The 17,400-nt window shown below is 63.0% G+C and carries 13 protein-coding genes; 10 read left to right on the forward strand and 3 right to left on the reverse strand.

Annotated features, from left to right (window positions below):
- Nucleotides 1–224: 224 nt before the first annotated feature.
- Complete coding sequence (gene yejK / locus PG896_RS15005) at nucleotides 225–1,286, reverse strand: nucleoid-associated protein YejK (RefSeq protein ID WP_005328162.1); 1,062 nt, start codon at nucleotides 1,284–1,286, stop codon at nucleotides 225–227.
- A gap of 73 nt (nucleotides 1,287–1,359) precedes the next feature.
- On the opposite strand from yejK, the gene PG896_RS15010 reads away from it, so the two are divergent.
- The 10 genes from PG896_RS15010 (at nucleotide 1,360) to hdfR (ending at nucleotide 14,537) form a co-directional block, all read left to right on the forward strand.
- A complete protein-coding gene (locus PG896_RS15010) occupies nucleotides 1,360–1,587 on the forward strand; it encodes a DUF1414 domain-containing protein (RefSeq protein ID WP_011705556.1) in 228 nt (75 codons plus the stop codon).
- Nucleotides 1,588–1,630: 43 nt separating this feature from the next.
- A complete protein-coding gene (locus tag PG896_RS15015) occupies nucleotides 1,631–3,478 on the forward strand; it encodes a DUF3413 domain-containing protein (protein WP_270835870.1) in 1,848 nt (615 codons plus the stop codon).
- Between the two features lie 261 nt (nucleotides 3,479–3,739).
- Nucleotides 3,740–5,890, forward strand: a complete 2,151-nt coding sequence (locus PG896_RS15020) for a TonB-dependent hemoglobin/transferrin/lactoferrin family receptor (protein WP_270835871.1) — start codon at nucleotides 3,740–3,742, stop codon at nucleotides 5,888–5,890.
- Nucleotides 5,890–7,932, forward strand: a complete 2,043-nt coding sequence (locus tag PG896_RS15025; RefSeq protein WP_201956440.1) for a prolyl oligopeptidase family serine peptidase — start codon at nucleotides 5,890–5,892, stop codon at nucleotides 7,930–7,932. Before PG896_RS15020 ends, PG896_RS15025 begins: the two co-directional genes overlap by 1 nt.
- A 29-nt stretch (nucleotides 7,933–7,961) precedes the next feature.
- On the forward strand, nucleotides 7,962–10,376 hold the full coding sequence (locus PG896_RS15030) for a proprotein convertase P-domain-containing protein (protein WP_270835872.1): 2,415 nt from the start codon (nucleotides 7,962–7,964) through the stop codon (nucleotides 10,374–10,376).
- A gap of 62 nt (nucleotides 10,377–10,438) precedes the next feature.
- Complete coding sequence (locus PG896_RS15035) at nucleotides 10,439–11,791, forward strand: Lcl C-terminal domain-containing protein (protein ID WP_210538240.1); 1,353 nt, start codon at nucleotides 10,439–10,441, stop codon at nucleotides 11,789–11,791.
- A complete protein-coding gene (locus tag PG896_RS15040) occupies nucleotides 11,788–12,345 on the forward strand; it encodes an Lcl C-terminal domain-containing protein (protein WP_102948244.1) in 558 nt (185 codons plus the stop codon). The genes PG896_RS15035 and PG896_RS15040 overlap by 4 nt, the downstream gene beginning before the upstream one ends.
- A gap of 187 nt (nucleotides 12,346–12,532) precedes the next feature.
- On the forward strand, nucleotides 12,533–13,015 hold the full coding sequence (gene eco / locus PG896_RS15045) for a serine protease inhibitor ecotin (protein ID WP_005328180.1): 483 nt from the start codon (nucleotides 12,533–12,535) through the stop codon (nucleotides 13,013–13,015).
- A 290-nt stretch (nucleotides 13,016–13,305) separates the two neighbouring features.
- The gene (gene maoP, locus PG896_RS15050) at nucleotides 13,306–13,662 is read left to right on the forward strand and encodes a DUF413 domain-containing protein (RefSeq protein ID WP_193758833.1); all 357 of its coding nucleotides are present in this window, start codon (nucleotides 13,306–13,308) and stop codon (nucleotides 13,660–13,662) included.
- Nucleotides 13,662–14,537: an HTH-type transcriptional regulator HdfR gene (gene hdfR, locus PG896_RS15055; protein WP_039038620.1), complete on the forward strand. Its 876-nt coding sequence runs from the start codon at nucleotides 13,662–13,664 to the stop codon at nucleotides 14,535–14,537. The genes maoP and hdfR overlap by 1 nt, the downstream gene beginning before the upstream one ends.
- A gap of 114 nt (nucleotides 14,538–14,651) precedes the next feature.
- Here hdfR and tyrA read toward each other — a convergent pair whose 3' ends face one another.
- Together tyrA and PG896_RS15065 are read right to left on the reverse strand one after the other, a co-directional pair.
- Entirely contained in the window at nucleotides 14,652–15,791 is a 1,140-nt protein-coding gene (tyrA, locus tag PG896_RS15060) for a bifunctional chorismate mutase/prephenate dehydrogenase (protein WP_102948242.1), read from the reverse strand.
- Between the two features lie 118 nt (nucleotides 15,792–15,909).
- Complete coding sequence (locus PG896_RS15065; RefSeq protein WP_010674236.1) at nucleotides 15,910–16,983, reverse strand: 3-deoxy-7-phosphoheptulonate synthase; 1,074 nt, start codon at nucleotides 16,981–16,983, stop codon at nucleotides 15,910–15,912.
- Nucleotides 16,984–17,400: the final 417 nt, after the last annotated feature.

Here is a 17,400-nt window from a genome sequence, read left to right on the forward strand (position 1 = left end):
ATCGCCATATTTTTGGCCTTGCACAGAAAACTAATTACCAAAAAGAAATAAATTTACACCAATGAAAGGGGTTTCACCTCAATGAAAACCCTTTCATCTCCATTATTTGGTTTAATGTGTTAACAAAAGTACCAAGCCGGATTCCAAGTTCATCTCCCCCTTAAATAAAAAGGCATCGGAGCGGACTCCGATGCCTTTTTGCCAGAAATGGCGAGTAGATCACATTATGACTGGCGCAGCAGCTGATCCTTGAGGTTGGGCGGCACACCACGGATGGTCAGCGTGTCGGTCTGGGGATCGTAAAACACCCGACTGTTCAACAGCTTCTGCTCGAAGCTCAAGGTCAGGCCGCCGCCGGAACCGACGAACTTGGTCAGGCCACGCAGGGTGGATCTGTCCGCCGGGAAGCGTTCCTCCAGCTCATATTCCTGACCGATGAAGCTGTAAAAATCGAGGTCGCCACCTCCCGCTTCTTTTGCGGAGAGCTCCGCCGAGAGCTCCTTGATCTCGATCTCTTCACCGGCGCTGGCCTGTTCGGTGCAATATTTGAAGACCTGTTTCTTGTAATCATTGCGCTCGGCGGGTTCGAGCTGACGGCTGTCGCAGTAATCGTCCACCGCCTGCAGCAAGCCTTTATTTTGCACCTTGGCATCCATGCCCTCGCGGGCACCCAGCAAGTCCATGAAAAAGTCCCCCAGCTTGCGGCCGACCCGCCCCTTGCTGAAGGTGATATAACGGCGAGAGTCCCGCTGGGTTTTCCACTCGGTCAGATCGATGCGGGCCACCAGGTTGAGTTTGCCGATATCCAGATAATGAATGTGACGCAGGTCCAGCGCCTCGCTGACGGTGACGCTCTCCTTGCCCTCCAGCAGGGCGATCATCAGGTAATCGACCCCGACATAGTTGTATTTGGCAATCAGCAACACGCCCTGCTCGTCCAAGGCGTGCTCCACCAACTGTTTGACCAGCATCTGGGTCAGGGTAATAGAGAAGGGGACGAATTCGGTCTGCTCGCCAAGCAGCTGTTCGAGGGCGATGCGAAAGGCCGGTGACGGCTGTCTGGGAGCCTCTTCACCTTCTGCCAGCTCGGCGACGTCGGCTTCCGGGTCGGCAAAGAAGCCGAAGCCCTTGCCACCCTTGCCGTTGTAGATGCGATGCAGTTCTGCCATCAGCCCTTGCACCGCCTCGTCGGCAGGCAGAGTCTGACTGCGGGTATCGGCGTGCGGCTGACCGTCATTGCCGGCGCGCAGGGAGTGAAGAATGATCTTGTCGATATCGAGACTCATGTCACAAAGCCATAGTGTTAGCCGAAAGGGTGAAGTATTATAAGGCGCTTTGAACCGAGATGAACCCAAGATTATGCCCATCGTATCAAAGTACAATAACGAGCAGTTTGACGCCCTGATGAACGACCTGATCACCGCCCTGGAGAAACACAAGGCGCCGGTGGATCTCAGTCTCATGGTGCTTGGCAACCTGACCACCAACATCATCAACGGTATGGCCCCGGCCCAGCGTCAGGCGATCACCGAGAAGTACATCCAGGCGCTCACCGCCTCGGTGGATCATCGCCACGATGCTCACTGAGTTTCTTCGCATTCTTTGATGTTTTTCAAGCAGATGGATCATTATGGTCGAAACCGGCAACCCCTATCGTGATAACGTTTCTCGCCTGATCACCTGGGGGCATTGGTTCTCCTTCTTCAACATCCTCCTGGCCATGCTGATCGCGACCCGCTATCTGGGTTCCATCAGCTGGCCATCGACCACGCTCGGGGTCACCTATCTCATCATCAGCTGGATAGGTCATTTCTCGTTCCTGAGCTTCGTCACCTATCTGCTGACCGTCTTCCCCTTGAGCTTCGTGCTGCCCAGAGAGAAGCCACTGCGCTTCATCTCGGCCATCATCGCCACCCTGGCGCAGGTGCTGCTGCTCATCGACACCCAGGTGTTCCAGCTGTTCAAGTTCCACTTGAATGGCCAGGTGTGGCAACTGCTGCTGGATCAGGCCCAGACCGAAGAGGGCTCGATCTGGAGCATCATCTTCGTCGCCGTGCCCACCATCTTCCTGCTGCAACTGCTGCTGTCGGCCTATGTGTGGCGCAAGATCAACAAGCGCAAACGCCGCCAGTACGGCAATCAGGTGGGACTGGCCTTGCTGGTCTGCTTCATGCTGACTCACCTCGTCAACAGCTGGGCCGATGCAACCCTGTATCAGCCCATCACCATGCAGCGCGCCAACTTCCCGCTCTCCTACCCCATGACAGCCAGAAGCTTCCTGGCCAAGCATGGCTGGCTCGATCTCGAGCAGTATGAGAAGAAGGCCGAGAACCAGGGTAGCGCCGAGCATCGCCTGCTCTACCCCCTGCGCCCCCTCAGCGTGAGTGCCCCGGCCGAGCACAAGAACCTGCTGGTGGTGGTGGTCGACTCCCTGCGGGCCGACATGCTCAACAACATCAACATGCCCAATCTGCAGCGCTATGCGGATCAACACCTCAACTTTGCCAACCACATGAGTGGCGGCAACGATGACGCCATGGGGATGTTCAGCCTCTTCTACGGGCTGCCGGGCCACTACTATGGCGATATCCGTGCCGACAAGCGCCCGCCGGTGCTGTTCGACGAGATGCTGCGCCAGGACTACCAGTTCGGCTTGTTCGGTGCGCTGGAAGATGCCCAGCAATATCAGCAGAGCCTGCTCGCTGGCCTGCGCAAGCAGGTGTTTGTCTCCCGCCAGAGTGATGACACTCGCCTCATCGGCGACTGGCAGCAGTGGCTTGGCACACGCACCGCGGACAGGCCCTGGTTCTCCCTGGTCTATCTCTCGAGCCCGGGGGATTATCAGGTGCCCGCCAGCCTCAAGGGCCCCTTCCAGCCCGAGCTGACGCGCTTCAACCCGGCCACCGCCTATAGACCCGAGAACCTGCAAAAGCTGGAGAATCGCTACAAGAACTCGGTGTTCTACACCGACCAACTGCTGGAGCAGATGCTCTCCCGGCTGCAGCAGCAGGGGCTGAGTGAACAGACCATAGTCGTCATCACCTCCAATCACGGCCAGGAGTTCAACGAAACCCAGAGCAACAGCTGGGGCTATGGCAGCAACTACTCCCCCTATCAGGTGCAGGTTCCTTTGGTGCTGGCCTGGCCTGGTGCCGAACCTGCGCCCCAGGCGCAGGCGAGCAGCCACCTGGATCTGGTGCCGACCCTGATGAAGGGCATGCTGGGGGTACGTAACCCCCCTCGGGACTACAGCACGGGGCGCAGCCTGTTCGACAACAGCCCGCGCAACTGGCTGCTGGCCGGCGATCAGAATGACTTTGCCATCTATCAGGACAACACCATCACCCAGTTCAACAAGCAGGGTGACTTCGAACTGCTGGATCGCGCCACCTATCGCCCCATCAAGCACGGCACCCCGGACATGGGGGCCATGATCCAGGTGATGAACGAGCTCAACCGCTTCTATCGCACCCCATAGGTGCTCGCACGCATCCAACCAGCCCGCCTTCTCGGCGGGCTTTTTATTGTCTCAAGATCCAGGCGGGACACTCCACTTCCCCTCCCCCGGTCAGTGCCCTTCACAAACGTATGCCCTGCAACTACTGATTCATCTCTCAAAAAAATGCAGTCTGATCAAGATCATAAAACAAAGATGATAATGATTATCAATCGCTGATACGAAGGGATTCATCTGCAATAATCCGCGCCCTTCAGGATTAAATAAAAATCATTATCAACAATGAAAACACTGCTTCACTACTGGCCCATGCTGCTGTCCGGTACAGCCCTGGCCGCCAGCGATCCCGCCGGGACAGATCCCGAACCCAGGGCCCACGAGACCATAGTGGTCAAGGGACAGCGCATCGAGCAGAAGCTGTCCGATGTCTCCGGCTCCATCACCGTCATCACGGAGGAAGAGCTGGATCGCCAGATCGCCACCGAGCTCACCGACGTGTTCAAGAACGAGCCCGGGGTCTCGGTGACCGGCTCCGCCGGCCGGCCGCAGAACATCATCATCCGCGGCATGGGCGGCAACCGGGTGCTGATCATCAAGGATGGGGTGCGGGTCAGCGACGGCTTCGGCGCCGACGACCTCAACGACAAGGTGGGCCGTTTCAGCTTCGATCTCGATGACGTCAAGCAGATTGAGGTCGCCAAGGGGGCCGGCTCCTCCCTCCATGGCTCGGACGCCATCGGCGGCACCATCGTCATCAGCACCAAGCAGCCAGAGGACTACCTGCAGGGGCAGGATGCCTATCTGGGCAGCAAGGTGCTGCAGGACGGCAGCAGCGACAAGCAGAAGCTGAGCGCCACCGGCGCCGCCCGGCTGCTGGATAGCGAGCACCTGCTGCGGGTCTCCGGCTGGCAGGGGCACGAGACCGCCAACTATGACGAGAGCCGCATCCCGGCGGATCTGGACGGCCTCAGCGCCTCCACCAGCTCCCGCTTCCCGCTAAGCGATCACCACCTGCTGCGCCTCGAGCTCGACTACTTCGAAGACAATGCGAAGCGGGATCAGGGGCCGCGCGAAGTGCCCCAGCCCGACGGCAAGTGGCAGGTGCGCCAGTACAGCGAACAGGGCAGCCAGCGCACCCAGGGGGGCAAGCTTGGCTGGGAGGCGAACGATCTCGGCAGTCTGCTGGCGGATCAGTTCATCTGGAGCCTCTATGGCAACCACTCCAAGAACAGCGCCAACAAGCGCAGCCTGTTGCAAAACGACCTGCTGAGCGGCTATCCCCGCTACCGCAGCGAGCGGGAGCTCTCCACCTTCACCGAAGAGAGGGTCGGCAGCGAGCTGGACGTGCGCCGGGATCTCGTCACCGGCGACATCGCCCACAAGCTGAGCTACGGCGTCGAGCTGGAGCGTACCCGCCACGAGCGGCCGGTGGAGAAGCTGAGCCTGGAGGCGGGAGTGCCCCAGCCCAGCCAGTCCGAGCCCTTCAGCAGTGCCCGCACCGACCGGGCCGGCGTCTGGCTCGGCGATGTGGCGACCCTGGGCCGGTGGCAGTTCACCCCCACCCTGCGCATGGATCACCAGTGGCTGCGCCCGCAAGATGGCAACCAGGGCGAGAACCACAGCTGGCATCTCTCCCCGAGTCTTGCCACCAGCTACCGCGTCAACGAGCAGTGGCGCAGCTGGCTCAGCTATGCCAACGGCTTTCGGGCCCCCTCCTACGACAAGGTCTACGGCAACATTCCCCACTACTTCGCCCTGCCGCCATTCCAGATCATCGCCAACACGGATCTGAAGGAGGAGACCAGCCACAGCTTTGAGTGGGGGCTCAGCGGCGAGGGGGACAACTGGAGCATCAAGCCAGCGCTCTTCTACAACCGCTACTACAACTTCATCGACTGGCGCGAGGTGGGGCTGCGCCTGAGCGATGGCGTCATCCTGCGCCAATATCGCAACGTCGCCAAGGCCGAAACCTGGGGGGCCGAACTCGCCGCCAGCTACTGGCTGACCCAGGAGTGGGAGCTCGCTACCAAGCTCGGCTGGGTCGATGGCGAGGACAACAAAGGTGAAGCGCTGCGCACCCTGACGCCCCTCGAGGGCAACACCCGTTTGAGCTATCAGGCCAATGAGTGGAGTCTGGGCATTCAGGCGGACTATGCCGCCGCCATGAGCCGGGTGCCCACCTGCGGCAACAGCCTGACCGGCCGCCAGGGGGACTGCCTCGAAAGTGCCGGCTGGCTCAGTTTCGCCCTGACGGCCGACTGGCTGGTCACCGACGCCCTCAAGGTCAACCTCAAGCTCGACAACCTGTTCGACACCCGCTACACCCGCTATCAGGATGTGGCCGGGCTGGAAGCCGGGACCGATGCTTCCCTCTTCACCCAGAGCGGCCGCACCCTGAGTGCCAGCCTGCGCTACACCTTCGTGGGGATCTGATGCACAGCCTATTGATCCTGGCCAGCCTGCTGGCCACGCCGATCCCCGCCTCTCCCCAGCCTGAGGCAACCCTGGAGGCCGCGCCCCTCATCCCCGAGCGCCCGCAACTGATGAAGGGGGAGATAGCCCGTCTCGATCCCTATGGTGGCTGGCGTGACGACAGCCGCCAGGATCCCGCCCTCCTGACGCTGCTGCGCGAGCAGAACCGCTGGACCGAGCGGCAGCTCGCCGACCAGACGCCACTGGTGCAGCGCCTGCAGACGGAGTGGCAGGGCCGGGAGCGGGGTGAACCCGTGCCGGACGACTGGTTGAGCCAGGCTGGCAGCCAGTGGCGCATGGAGGCGGACGGCAGCCTGTGGCAACGCAGCGACGCCAATGCCGCCCCCCGAAAGCGGCTGGCTCCCCGCCAACCTGCGGAGGGGTATTACGAGCTCGCCGCCTGGGCCCTGCACCCGGACGGGCACCTGCTTGCCCTGGCCGAAGACCGCAGGGGAGATCGGGACTACCGCATCACCCTGCTGGATCTGGCGAGTGGCGAGACTCTGGCCTCTTTGCCTCACCGCGCCGGCGATCTGCTCTGGAGTCTGGATGGCAAGACCCTCTACACCCTCGCCAACGAGCGCCAGACCCTGCGCCCCTGGCAACTGCTGGCCTGGCAGGGTGGCAAGGAGACCCTGGTGTATGAGGAGCGCGATCCCGCCTGGCTGCTCGGCCTCTATCGCACCACGGATCGCCGCCACCTGGTGCTGCAAAGCAACAACCACGACAGCTCGGAGCAATACCTGCTGGACGCAGGTCGGGCCGACCTGCTCAAGGGGCGCGAGCGCGGCCTCGAATACTACCTGGATACCCTGGGGGACAGGGTGCTGCTCAAGAGCAACCGGGACGGCGCCCTCGGCCTCTATCAGGTGGCCGACTTGAGCCTGGTGGCGAAGGGAGAGTGGCAACGGCTCTGGTCCGGCGAGGGCCGGGAACTCGAGAAGTGGCGCCTCTTTGCCCGGCACACCGTGCTGCAATACCGCAAGGAAGGGGATGACTGGCTCGATGTACTGGACGCCAAGGGTGCGTTGACCCACAGCCTGCCGCTCACCGATGGCGCAGGCACGGCCTGGATCCAGGGCAGCCAGGAACCGGCCAGCGACAAGGTGCTCATTCGCCGCCAGGGGATGGCCGAACCACCTCACCAGCGCTGGCTGGATCTCGCCTCCGGCGCCTGGGAGGGGACACCCGAGAGCAGGGACACTTCTCCCTATCAGAGCGAGCGACGCTGGATCGCGGGCAAGGATGGGGTCAAGGTGCCTGTCTCCCTGGTCTGGCGCAAGGGCATTACCCACCCCAGGGCACTGCTGCTCTACGGCTATGGGGCCTACGGCACCCCCATGCGCCCCTACTACCAGCCCCGGGTGCTGAGCCTGCTGGATCGCGGCTTCGTCTACGCCATCGCCCATGTGCGCGGGGGCGGTCTGCTCGGCGAATCCTGGTACCGGGAGGGTCGTGGCCGGGACAAACAGCACAGCGTGGATGATTTTCTCGCCGTGGCCGATGCCCTGGCACGGGATCCCGCCATCGATCCCGCCCGGCTGTTTGCCATGGGCGGCAGCGCCGGCGGCCTGCTGGTGGCAGCGGCACTCAACCAGGCGCCCACCCGTTTCGCCGGGGCCGTGCTGCAAGTTCCCTTCGTCGATCTGCTGGGCACCATGCAGGATCCCGAGCTGCCCCTCACCCGGCAGGAGTACGCCGAGTGGGGCAATCCGGCCATCCCGGGTGACTATGCCGCCATGCGCCGCCTGAGCCCCTACGACAACCTGCACAAGGCCCCTTATCCCCCCGTCTATGTGACGGGCGGCCTGCACGACAGTCAGGTGCCCTACTGGGAACCCCTCAAGTGGATAGCCCGCCTGCGATCCCATAGCACGGGAACAGGCCCCTATCTGCTGCGCACCGAACTCGACGGCGGCCACCTGGGCGCCCCCCGAACGGCGGCGCTGCGTGCGGCGCAGGAGTTTGCCTTCCTGCTCACCCTGGCGGGCGTCAACCACTGACCCCTTGCCCTCTTTTTCTGGAGTGAACCATGAAACCCTCTTCCCTGGCCCTCTGGCTGGCGGCAACCCTGATCTCATCGCCGCTGCTGGCGGCCGATCTGCAGTTTGTCGATGAACAACCCCTGACCACGACGCCGAAGCGCTGGCTCGAGCAGCGCCTCGGTGTGCTCCTCGCCCCCGATTACGACAGGGCCAGCCTGCTCGGCCACCATTACAGCTTTCGCCAGCTGGTGAACGGCCTGCCGGTGGCCGCCACCCAGGCCGCCGTCAGTGTCGACGGGGACGGCCGCCCCTGGCGCCTCTACCACAACCTGCGCCCCTTGCAGAGCACAGCGCCCGGCTGCGATGCCAGCGGCACCCTGGATCCCCTGCTCGCCACCCTGCGCACCGACGGCAACCAGATAGAGACGCTGGGGCCGGTCGAAGCCTGGTACTGGCGAGACGGCGATACCCTGGTGCCTACCCTGCGCCAGCGGGTGCGCGAGCACAAGGCAGGCAATGCCAAGGCCAGCCAGGTGCAGCTGTTTGCCCGTTGCGACGGGGAGCAGGAGCTTGGCCGTCTCGGGGATCAGGCAACTACCCGCCCTCTGCATGTCGCCGACGCAGGCGATCAGCAGGTTCAGGCACGGGTGTTCGACCCCGATCCCCGCACCCGCCTGCAGGACGCCAGCCTGGTCTGGCACGACGCGCTGGTGCTGGCAGAAGCCGCCTACCAGGATCCGGTTCCCCTGCCGGTGAGCCTGCAAGCCGGGCAGTATCGCCTGAGCGGCCCCCATGCCAGGGTGGTGGATGTCATGGCCCCCGAATCGGCCCCCTACAGCAGCAGTGACGTGCAGGGTTTTCGCCTGACCCGTGACGATCGCGGCTTTGCGGACATCAACGCCTACTACCATCTGGATCTCGCCCAGCGCCACCTCAAGGCGCTCGGTTTCACCGATCTCATCCCCGGGGCACTCGACATCGACACGGACGCGGGCTATCAGGACAACTCCCTCTACGATCCGTTCGAACGCAGGCTGGAGCTGGGTCGCAGCGGCGTGCCCGATGCCGAGGATCCCATGGTCATCTGGCACGAGTTCGGCCACGGGGTGCAGCACCACATCCTGCCGGACCTCGGGGAAGAGGGAGACTGGGGGGCCATCGGCGAGGGCTTTGGCGACTACCTGGCCGCCAGTCATCGTCAGCGCAGCGAAGCCGGTCGCCAGTTCGAACCCGCCATGGTGTTCAACTGGGATGCCCGCTTCACCGACCGCACCCCACGCCAACTCGACGATCTGCGCGCCCGCTACCATCCGGACTACCGCTACCCGGCCCACCGCACCATCAACGGCAGCAACGGGGATCAGCTCTGGGGCACCCCGCTGTTCCAGGCCCTGCTGACGGCGGTGGCCGAGCACGGCGAGACCGCCAGGGACGAGTTTGATCGCGTCATCATCGAATCCCACTTCGGCCTGGGGCCGGCTATTCACATGCCGCAACTGGCCCGGATCACCGTGGATACCGCCGCCCGTCTCTACCCGACGCGAGCTTATGCCCGTCTGCTGGAGCAGGCATTTCGCCAGCACGGGCTGCTGCAAGCTCCCGTCAATATTGCCCTCGCCGAGGGGAGCGCCATCCCGCTGGGGCAGCGCCAGTCGGTGCAGCTGACCCTCAGCAACCCGGGCAAAGGGGAAGTGACCCTCAATGAGCTGGCCCTCACCCTGCCAACCGGGTTGCAGGCCGATCCTGACAGCTGGCAACCAGCAACCCTGGCCGCCGGTGCCAGCATGACCACCACCCTGCGCCTGCTGGCCCAGAGCCCGCTCGCCTGCGGCGACGAGGCGAGCCTCTCGGTGAATCTCGCCATGAGCGGTACCAGCCCCACCGAGCGCCAGTGGCAGCAATCCCTGACCCTACCCATCGGCACCCCCGTCATCAGCCGGGCCAGTGGTCGGTCACAGCGACTGAACGATGCCCAGAGCGAGGAGGTGCGCGGCATCAGCGAAACCAGCCTGGTGCTGGAGAAGAGCGACGCCCGGGTGAGCGATCGCCTGCAGCTGAACCTGGACTTGCAACACCTGGCCCTGGATGAGCTGGAGATCTGGCTCAACTCCCCCGCCGGCACCCGCATCCAGATCTGGGACAAGGGATACAGCCCGTTGCCACGGCTCAAGGGGGTCTTCCCCACCGAGCTGCTGCCCCTGCAGCCCTTCACCCCCCTGGTGGGAGAGCCGCTGGCCGGTCGCTGGACCCTGGAGGTGGTGGACAGCAAACCGGGCCATCAGGGGCGCATCACCGGCTGGAGCATCAGCCAGCGCACCGGCGCCCAGTGTGGTGAGCCCGTCGCCCCGCCGGATGACGGCATCATCCACTTCGACACGGCGGACAGCAGCGGGGGCGGTACTGTCAACCTGCTCTGGCTGCTGCCGCTCACCCTCTGGCGCCGCCTCTGCCGTCGCAGCTGATCCATCCCCATAAAAGCAAAGAGGGGCCAAGGCCCCTCCAAGGACAAGAAATGAAGATGAGAATGACCCCGCTGGCCTGTCTGCTGGCCCCCCTGCTCAGCGCCTGTGGTGGTGGCGGATCCGACGAGGCGCCCCTGACCGCGCCGGACTACCGTCTGACGGTCAACCTGCCCGCAGCGGGCACCCTGTGCGTCAACCAGAACCAGAACGACAACTGCGAGCCAGGCGAGCCCGTGGTCAGTGGCGAGGCTGGCGCGCGCCAGTTGAGCGCCAGCGCCCCCGGCCTGCTCACCAGCCCCTTGCTGTTCCTCCCCCGGGAGCCGGGCGCCCTGACCCTGACCCACCCGGCAGCGCGCCTGGACGATCAGCACCTCACCCCCACCCCCTTGAGCACGCTGCTGCAGACCCGGGTCGCGGACGGGATACCGCCTGCCCAGGCCGAGCTGCTGCTCGCCCTTGCGCCCCTGCAACCGGGTCAGGGACTCGCGGCCCTGGTGCAGCTGGAGGAGTTCAACAGGGCACTGGAGGCGCTCGCCCTGACGACACGGGATGACGCCGCCAGCCTGCCAGGTCTCGCCACCGGCGAGCGCCAACGCCAGATCTGGCAGGGGCAGGTCACCCTGCTGCCCGAGCTCGCCCGGCACTTTGCCGCAAGCCCCGAGCTCCTGAGCCAGCAGGCCAGACTCGCCGCCGTGCTGATGCAGCAGCAACCCCGGGCGTTGGTGACCGCCAGCGGCGTCACCACCTACACGGACGGGGTGGATTACCTGCTGACCCAGGAGCCTGCGGATCACCCGGGCCAGGAGGCGAGCCTGGGCCAGGCGCCCCTGCGCTATCGCAAGCTGGACGGCAAGGGGCAGCCCCTGGCGGACAATGCCGACGAGTGGGAGTGCGTGGAGGATCTCAACACCGGCCTCATCTGGGAGAAGAAGCTCGATGATGCCGACAGCCCGCGAGACAAGCACCGCACCTTCGCCTGGTCCCTCGGCGATTATGTGCCCACCCAGGAGGAGCGGGACTACGCCTGCCCCGAGGGGGAGGCCATCTGCTCCACCGAGCAGTATCGTCAGTGGCTCGATGCGCAGCAGCTGTGCGGCATCCAGGGCTGGCGTCTGCCCCACTCCCGCGAGTTGATGAGCCTGCAGCACTACGGCTCCCTCGCCCGCCAGGATGGCCAGCTGGTCAGCTTGGATGTGCGCTACTTCCCCGATGTCGGCACCACGACCACGGTTTTCAGCGGCTACTACTGGAGCCAGACCCTGACCCCGTCCCGACGCCTCGAGAGCGCCCCCCTGAGCGCCATTGCACACATCTTCCTCGGCGAGGATGCCGGCACCGACTATCCCACTCCAGTTCAAAACAGCGATGATGCCAACGGTCTGCAACTGCGCCTTGTGGCCGAGGTAACCCGATGAACAAGTATCTTCTGACCCTGCTGCTCACCCTGTGCAGCCCGCTGGCACTGGCCATCGCCATCTGCGACGACACCATGCCACGCACCAGCCCCAGCTCCCGCTTCCTGGATCGCGGCAACGGCACCGTCACCGACCGGGCCTCCGGCCTCACCTGGATGCGCTGCCAGCTCGGCCAAAGCTGGCAGAATGGAAGCTGCAGCGGCGAGCCGACCCGGCTCTACTGGCAGCAGGCCCTGCTGACCGCAGAGCGGATCCGCACCGAGCCGACCCATGCCCTCCACGGTTTCGGCGGCCATACCGATTGGCGCCTGCCCACCATCAAGGAGCTCACCAGCATACTGGAATCCGCCTGCTACAAGCCGGCATTGAACGAGGCCATCTTCCCCCGCGCCATGGCCGGGGACGGCAAGGAGGTGAACGACGGCTATGTCTACCTCTGGTCCTCGACCCCGGTGCCCGCCAGCAAGGGCGTCGCCTATCTGGACATCACCAGTGGCGCCGTCGGCATGCGGGTCCCAGGCTCCTGGGCAAAGCAGGTGCTGCTGGTAAGGTGAGCCATCCGGGCGGGGACTCCCCTGCCCGGTTTTCCCCCGAATGGCCCCTTTGGGGTGGAAGGCGTCAAAAAAGCATCAAATTACGTCACCCGGTGCCGGTTCAGGCTGGTTTTGCGCGCCGGAGCGCTGGCGTGAAACGGGCAGAGCGGTTAGTCTAGCGGCGTTGAACCAATCCCATGAGGTACAGATGAAAACCGTATTGCGTTTTAGCCTGCTGGGCGCCTTGTTACTGGGCGGCCATGCCTTCGCCGCCGAACCGAAAAAATTTGATATCAGCATGTTCCCTGCCGCCGAAGTGAACCAGGAACGTGTCGTGATCCGCCTGCCGGAAGTCGAAAACGAAGCCGACATGATGGTCGAGCTGCAAGTGGGCAAGAAGATGCTGGTGGACTGCAACCTGCCCCGCTTCGCCGGCAACCTGGAACAGCACAGCGTCAAGGGCTGGGGCTACAACTACCTGACCCTGGGCCAGGTCTCGGGTCCTGTCAGCACCCTGATGGCCTGCCCGGATGGCCAGAAGAAAGAGAGCTTCGTCCAGATCTATGGTCAGGGCTTCTTCGTGAACTACAACTCCAAGCTGCCGTTCGTCATCTATGTGCCGCAGGAGTATGAAGTGCGCTACCGTCTGTGGCGTGCCGACAACCTGGCGCAGCCAGCCATGATTGAATGAGTGCCCGACGCTCAGGTTCAGCCAATCCATGAACACACAAAGGTGCCGTATGGCGCCTTTATTTTATTGTTTTTACCCTGCAGAGACCGGGTCCAGCTGTACAAAACCTGACATAACTCCACTATTTTTCAGGCTTTTTGTGCTGCGGACCGCAAAATTCTCCCTCGGGATGAGACAAAGGCTGTTCGATAAAAGATATTTATTAACATAGTAAGAAAATTGATTTTGCACTCTGCGACGGCCTGATGATACTTGCCCGCAAAGGTCAAACTAACCAGAACAAGAGCACTATGAGCTTCGAATCAGACAAGCGTTTCAACGACTTCAAACATTTTCCCCGTGGCCTGCGTCGCAGTGGCGAATTCACCGTGGCCGAAGCGGACAGTCTGGAAAAGTACGGCACAGTGATGCTGGCGCTCTATCAGGGCAACCTGGCCCCTCGCGATGACGTAGAAAGCGCCTTCATCGAGCAGGTCAAGTCTGGCGCAGCCGGCAGCAACCCCCATGCCAAGGTATGGTTCAAGTACCTGAAGGTGATTGGTCCCAAGCGCGTGCACCGTCTGTGCACCGTCGCTGGCGGCGCCAATGAAGATGCTGGTGGCAGCTTTGAAGGCGGCGGTGGCGGCAGCGACGAGTCCCTCGATTAATGGATACCGAGCTGCTTCGGACCTTCATCGAGGTCAGCAAGACCCGGCACTTTGGCCGGGCGGCTGAAAATCTCTACCTGACCCAGTCGGCGGTGAGCTTCCGGATCCGCCAGCTCGAGCAGCAACTCGGGGTCAGCCTGTTTGCCCGTCATCGCAACAACATCCGCCTGACTGCCTCCGGTGAGCGTCTGCTGCCCTACGCAGACGCCATTCTGCATACTTTGGGGCGCGCCAAGCAGGACGTGGCCCTCTCCCCCGGTTTCAGCCAGCAGCTTGCCATCGGTGCCCCCGCCGTCTTCTGGGAGCTCGACTTCAACGACTGGCTCAACCATGTCTATGCCCTGGCCCCCGGCCTCGCGGTGCGCCTCGAAACGGCCTCCCGCGAGCACCTCTGTCGCCAGTTGCTGGAGCGCTCCCTCGATCTCGCCCTGCTCTCCGAGCCGACCAAGATCGACGAGATTGCCCTGCACCCCATCGGCGAGCTGGTGTTCGAACTGGTGAGCCGGGAGCCGGCCGCAAACGCCGACAGCCTGATGCAGATGCCCCACATTCATCTCGACTGGGGCACCAGCTTCGAACCGCCATCGAGCCGGTTGCAGAGCCTGCAGAAGACCCCAGTTCTGCATTCAAGCTCCGCCAGCATGGCCCTGCAATTCGTGCTGGCCAACGGCGGCGCCGCCTACCTGCCAAGGCGCATGGTGAGCCCCTTCCTGGAGCAGGGGCAGCTTCATCTGGTGGAAGGGGGCCAATCCCTTAGCCGCCCGCTCTACCTCGCCTATCTGGAGAAATCCGACCGCCGGGAGCTGATCGATCAGCTGCTCACCCTGCCGCTGGGCTGGCATGACGCCGACTTGCGTCAACCGCCTGCCGAATGAAAGAGGGCGATTTCACGCCCAGACCTGTGTTTTCATCTACCCTGGTTATCAGTGCAGCACAAACAACATGAAAAAGGGGCCATCAGGCCCCTTTTGTATGGATGTCTTTGTGCATCAGCCGTGATGGCGACGGTCGTTGGCCTGGGCCAGCAGGGTACGGCTCTCGCGCAGGAACTCCTCCGCCCGCTCGCCGAAGAAGCCGGAAACCTGGCTGAAGGCCTCGATGAAGCCCTCTCTGTCGCCCCGCTCCAGCAACCCAAGCGCCTCGCCGAAGTTCTGGTAGTAGCGGCGGATCATCGCCAGGTTCTGGGGCGACGACAGTATGATGTCGGCGTAGAGATGGGGATCCTGGGCAAACAGCCGTCCCACCATGGCCAGCTCCAGCCGGTAGATGGGAGAGCTTAAGGCAAGCAGACGGTCGATGTTGGCCTGCTCCCGGGAGAGGTGCCAGCCGTAGGCGAAGGTGGCGAAGTGGCGCAGCGCCTGAATAAAGGTCATCGCCTCGTCGTGGGCCCTGGCCTCCACCTGCTGCAAACGCGCCCCCCAGATGGTCATCTGCTCCAGCAGCCACTGGCTGGCGACGGGATCGCGTCCCTGACAGCAGACGATCACCTGCTTGGCGAGGCTCGCCACGTCCGGCCCGAACATGGGGTGCAGCCCCAGCACCGGCCCCTGGTGTACCGCCAGCATATGGGCAAGCGGTTCACTCTTGACGCTGGTCACGTCCACCAGCAGACAGTCCGCCGGCAGGTTGCCGAGCCGGTCGATCACCTGGCAGGTGACGTCGATGGGCACCGCCACCATCACCAGCCCGGCGCCGTGCAGGATCTCGTCGGCGCGTGGCCAATCGGCCTGCCCCAGGGTTTCAACCCGGTAGCCCGAGAGGCTGAACAGGTTGCCGAACAGGCGGCCAAGCTGCCCCTGGCCACCGATGATCACCACCTTGCCGAGCTCAGGCTTCATGCACTTGAAGTGGTGCTCCTTGTCGCTGGCGGACTCCAGAATATAGGACTCGCGCATCACCCGGCGCAGCACGTCCTCGATAAGGTCCCCCGGCACCCCCAGTACCTCGGCCTCGGCGCGGCGGCGGGCCAGCATGCTCGCCTCCCGATCCGGTGCATAGATGGGCAAGCCGTGCCGGCTTTTCACTTCCCCCACTTCCCCCACCAGGGCGAGACGAGCGGCCAGCAGATCAATCAGCTGCTTGTCCACCGCATCTATCTTGTCCCTGAGGGCATTCAACTCTTTCGCCATGTCCAGTCCCTGCTGGCGCCGCCCGCAGCGACGCCCTGTCATTCAAGAGGCAACAAGGTATCACTGCGTGGGCAGTGATACCTCGATGGTTCAATCAGTTGCAACAAGATACCACGGCTTATGCCGATGTTCTGGCCAAAAGTGGTGCCGCCAGCTGGCTGTGGCAGCGGGCCAGCAGCGCATCCGTGGTCTCCCAGTCGATGCAGGCATCGGTGATGGAGACGCCGTAGCGCATCTCGCACTTGGGCTGCTCGCTGGACTGGTTGCCTTCGAACAGGTTGGATTCGAGCATCACCCCGATGATGGAGCGGTTGCCCTCCTGGATCTGGTGAATGACGTTGTCGGCCACCTTGGGCTGCAGCCGGTGATCCTTGCTGGAGTTGCCGTGGCTGCAATCCACCACCAGACCGGGCAGCAGGCCCGCCTTCTCCAGCGCCTCTTCCGCCAGCGACACATTGACCGAGTCGTAGTTCGGGTGCTTGCCGCCGCGCAGGATCACATGGCCATCCGGGTTGCCCTGGGTCTGCAGCAGCGCGACCTGACCCTGCTGGTTGATCCCCATGAAGGCATGAGGACTGGAAGCGGCCTGCAGCGCATTGATGGCGGTGCCGAGGTTGCCGTCGGTGCCGTTCTTGAAGCCGACCGGCATGGAGAGGCCGGACGCCATCTCCCTGTGGGTCTGGGATTCGGTGGTGCGGGCACCGATGGCCGACCAGGAGAAGAGCTCCGCCAGGTATTGCGGGCTGATGGGGTCGAGCGCCTCGGTGGCCAGAGGCAGCTCCAGCTCGGCCAGCCAGCAGAGCAGCTCGCGGGCGCGGTGCAGACCCAGTTCCACGTCAAAGGTGCCGTCCAGGTTCGGATCGTTGATAAAGCCCTTCCAGCCGACCGTGGTGCGCGGCTTCTCAAAGTAGACCCGCATGACAATGTAGAGAGAGTCCTGATAGGCGTCATGCAGCGCTTTGAGTCTGGTTGCGTACTCTTTGGCGGCGTCCATGTCGTGGATGGAGCAGGGTCCACAGATCACCAGCAAGCGGTGATCGCGACGGTGGATGATGTCGGCGATGGTATTGCGGGCCCCTTGCACGAATGCCAGCGCGCGATCGGAGATCGGCAGTTTCTCCTTGAGCTGGGCAGGCGTGATCATCACTTGTTCGGACTGGATATGGATGTTGTTCAGGGGATCTCTTTGCATCTTCTCATTCTCTCTACTGTTTCAAGCCAAGGGCGCTGACCGTATATTTTTGTTTACACAAGTCAGCACTTTGTTACGCAACCGCCCCCACCTTACCAAGGAAAAACAAACAATCAAGTGAAACTAGCGTCTTTGCACGCTGACAGATGGATAAATGACCAATAATGCAGAGTGAAACAACTCAAAAGTAGCGACACGCGAGGCCAAATCAGACTCAAATCGTAAATATTTAATTACACCCATCCATTTCAATATCATCTCTCTGCCCCCTCTCATGACCCCTTATCCGACCCCTCATCCCGGCGATGACCCCGGGCACAAAAAAAGCGGGGCACCTGGCCCTAATGCCGATCAGTTAAGGATCCATTGACCGATCCTCAGGCTGTGTAAGAATCCGAAACTCCTTGTTGGGTTTCG

This window comes from Aeromonas sp. QDB30, from assembly GCF_027707645.1.
In the GTDB taxonomy this organism is placed as follows: Bacteria; Pseudomonadota; Gammaproteobacteria; order Enterobacterales; family Aeromonadaceae; genus Aeromonas; species Aeromonas caviae.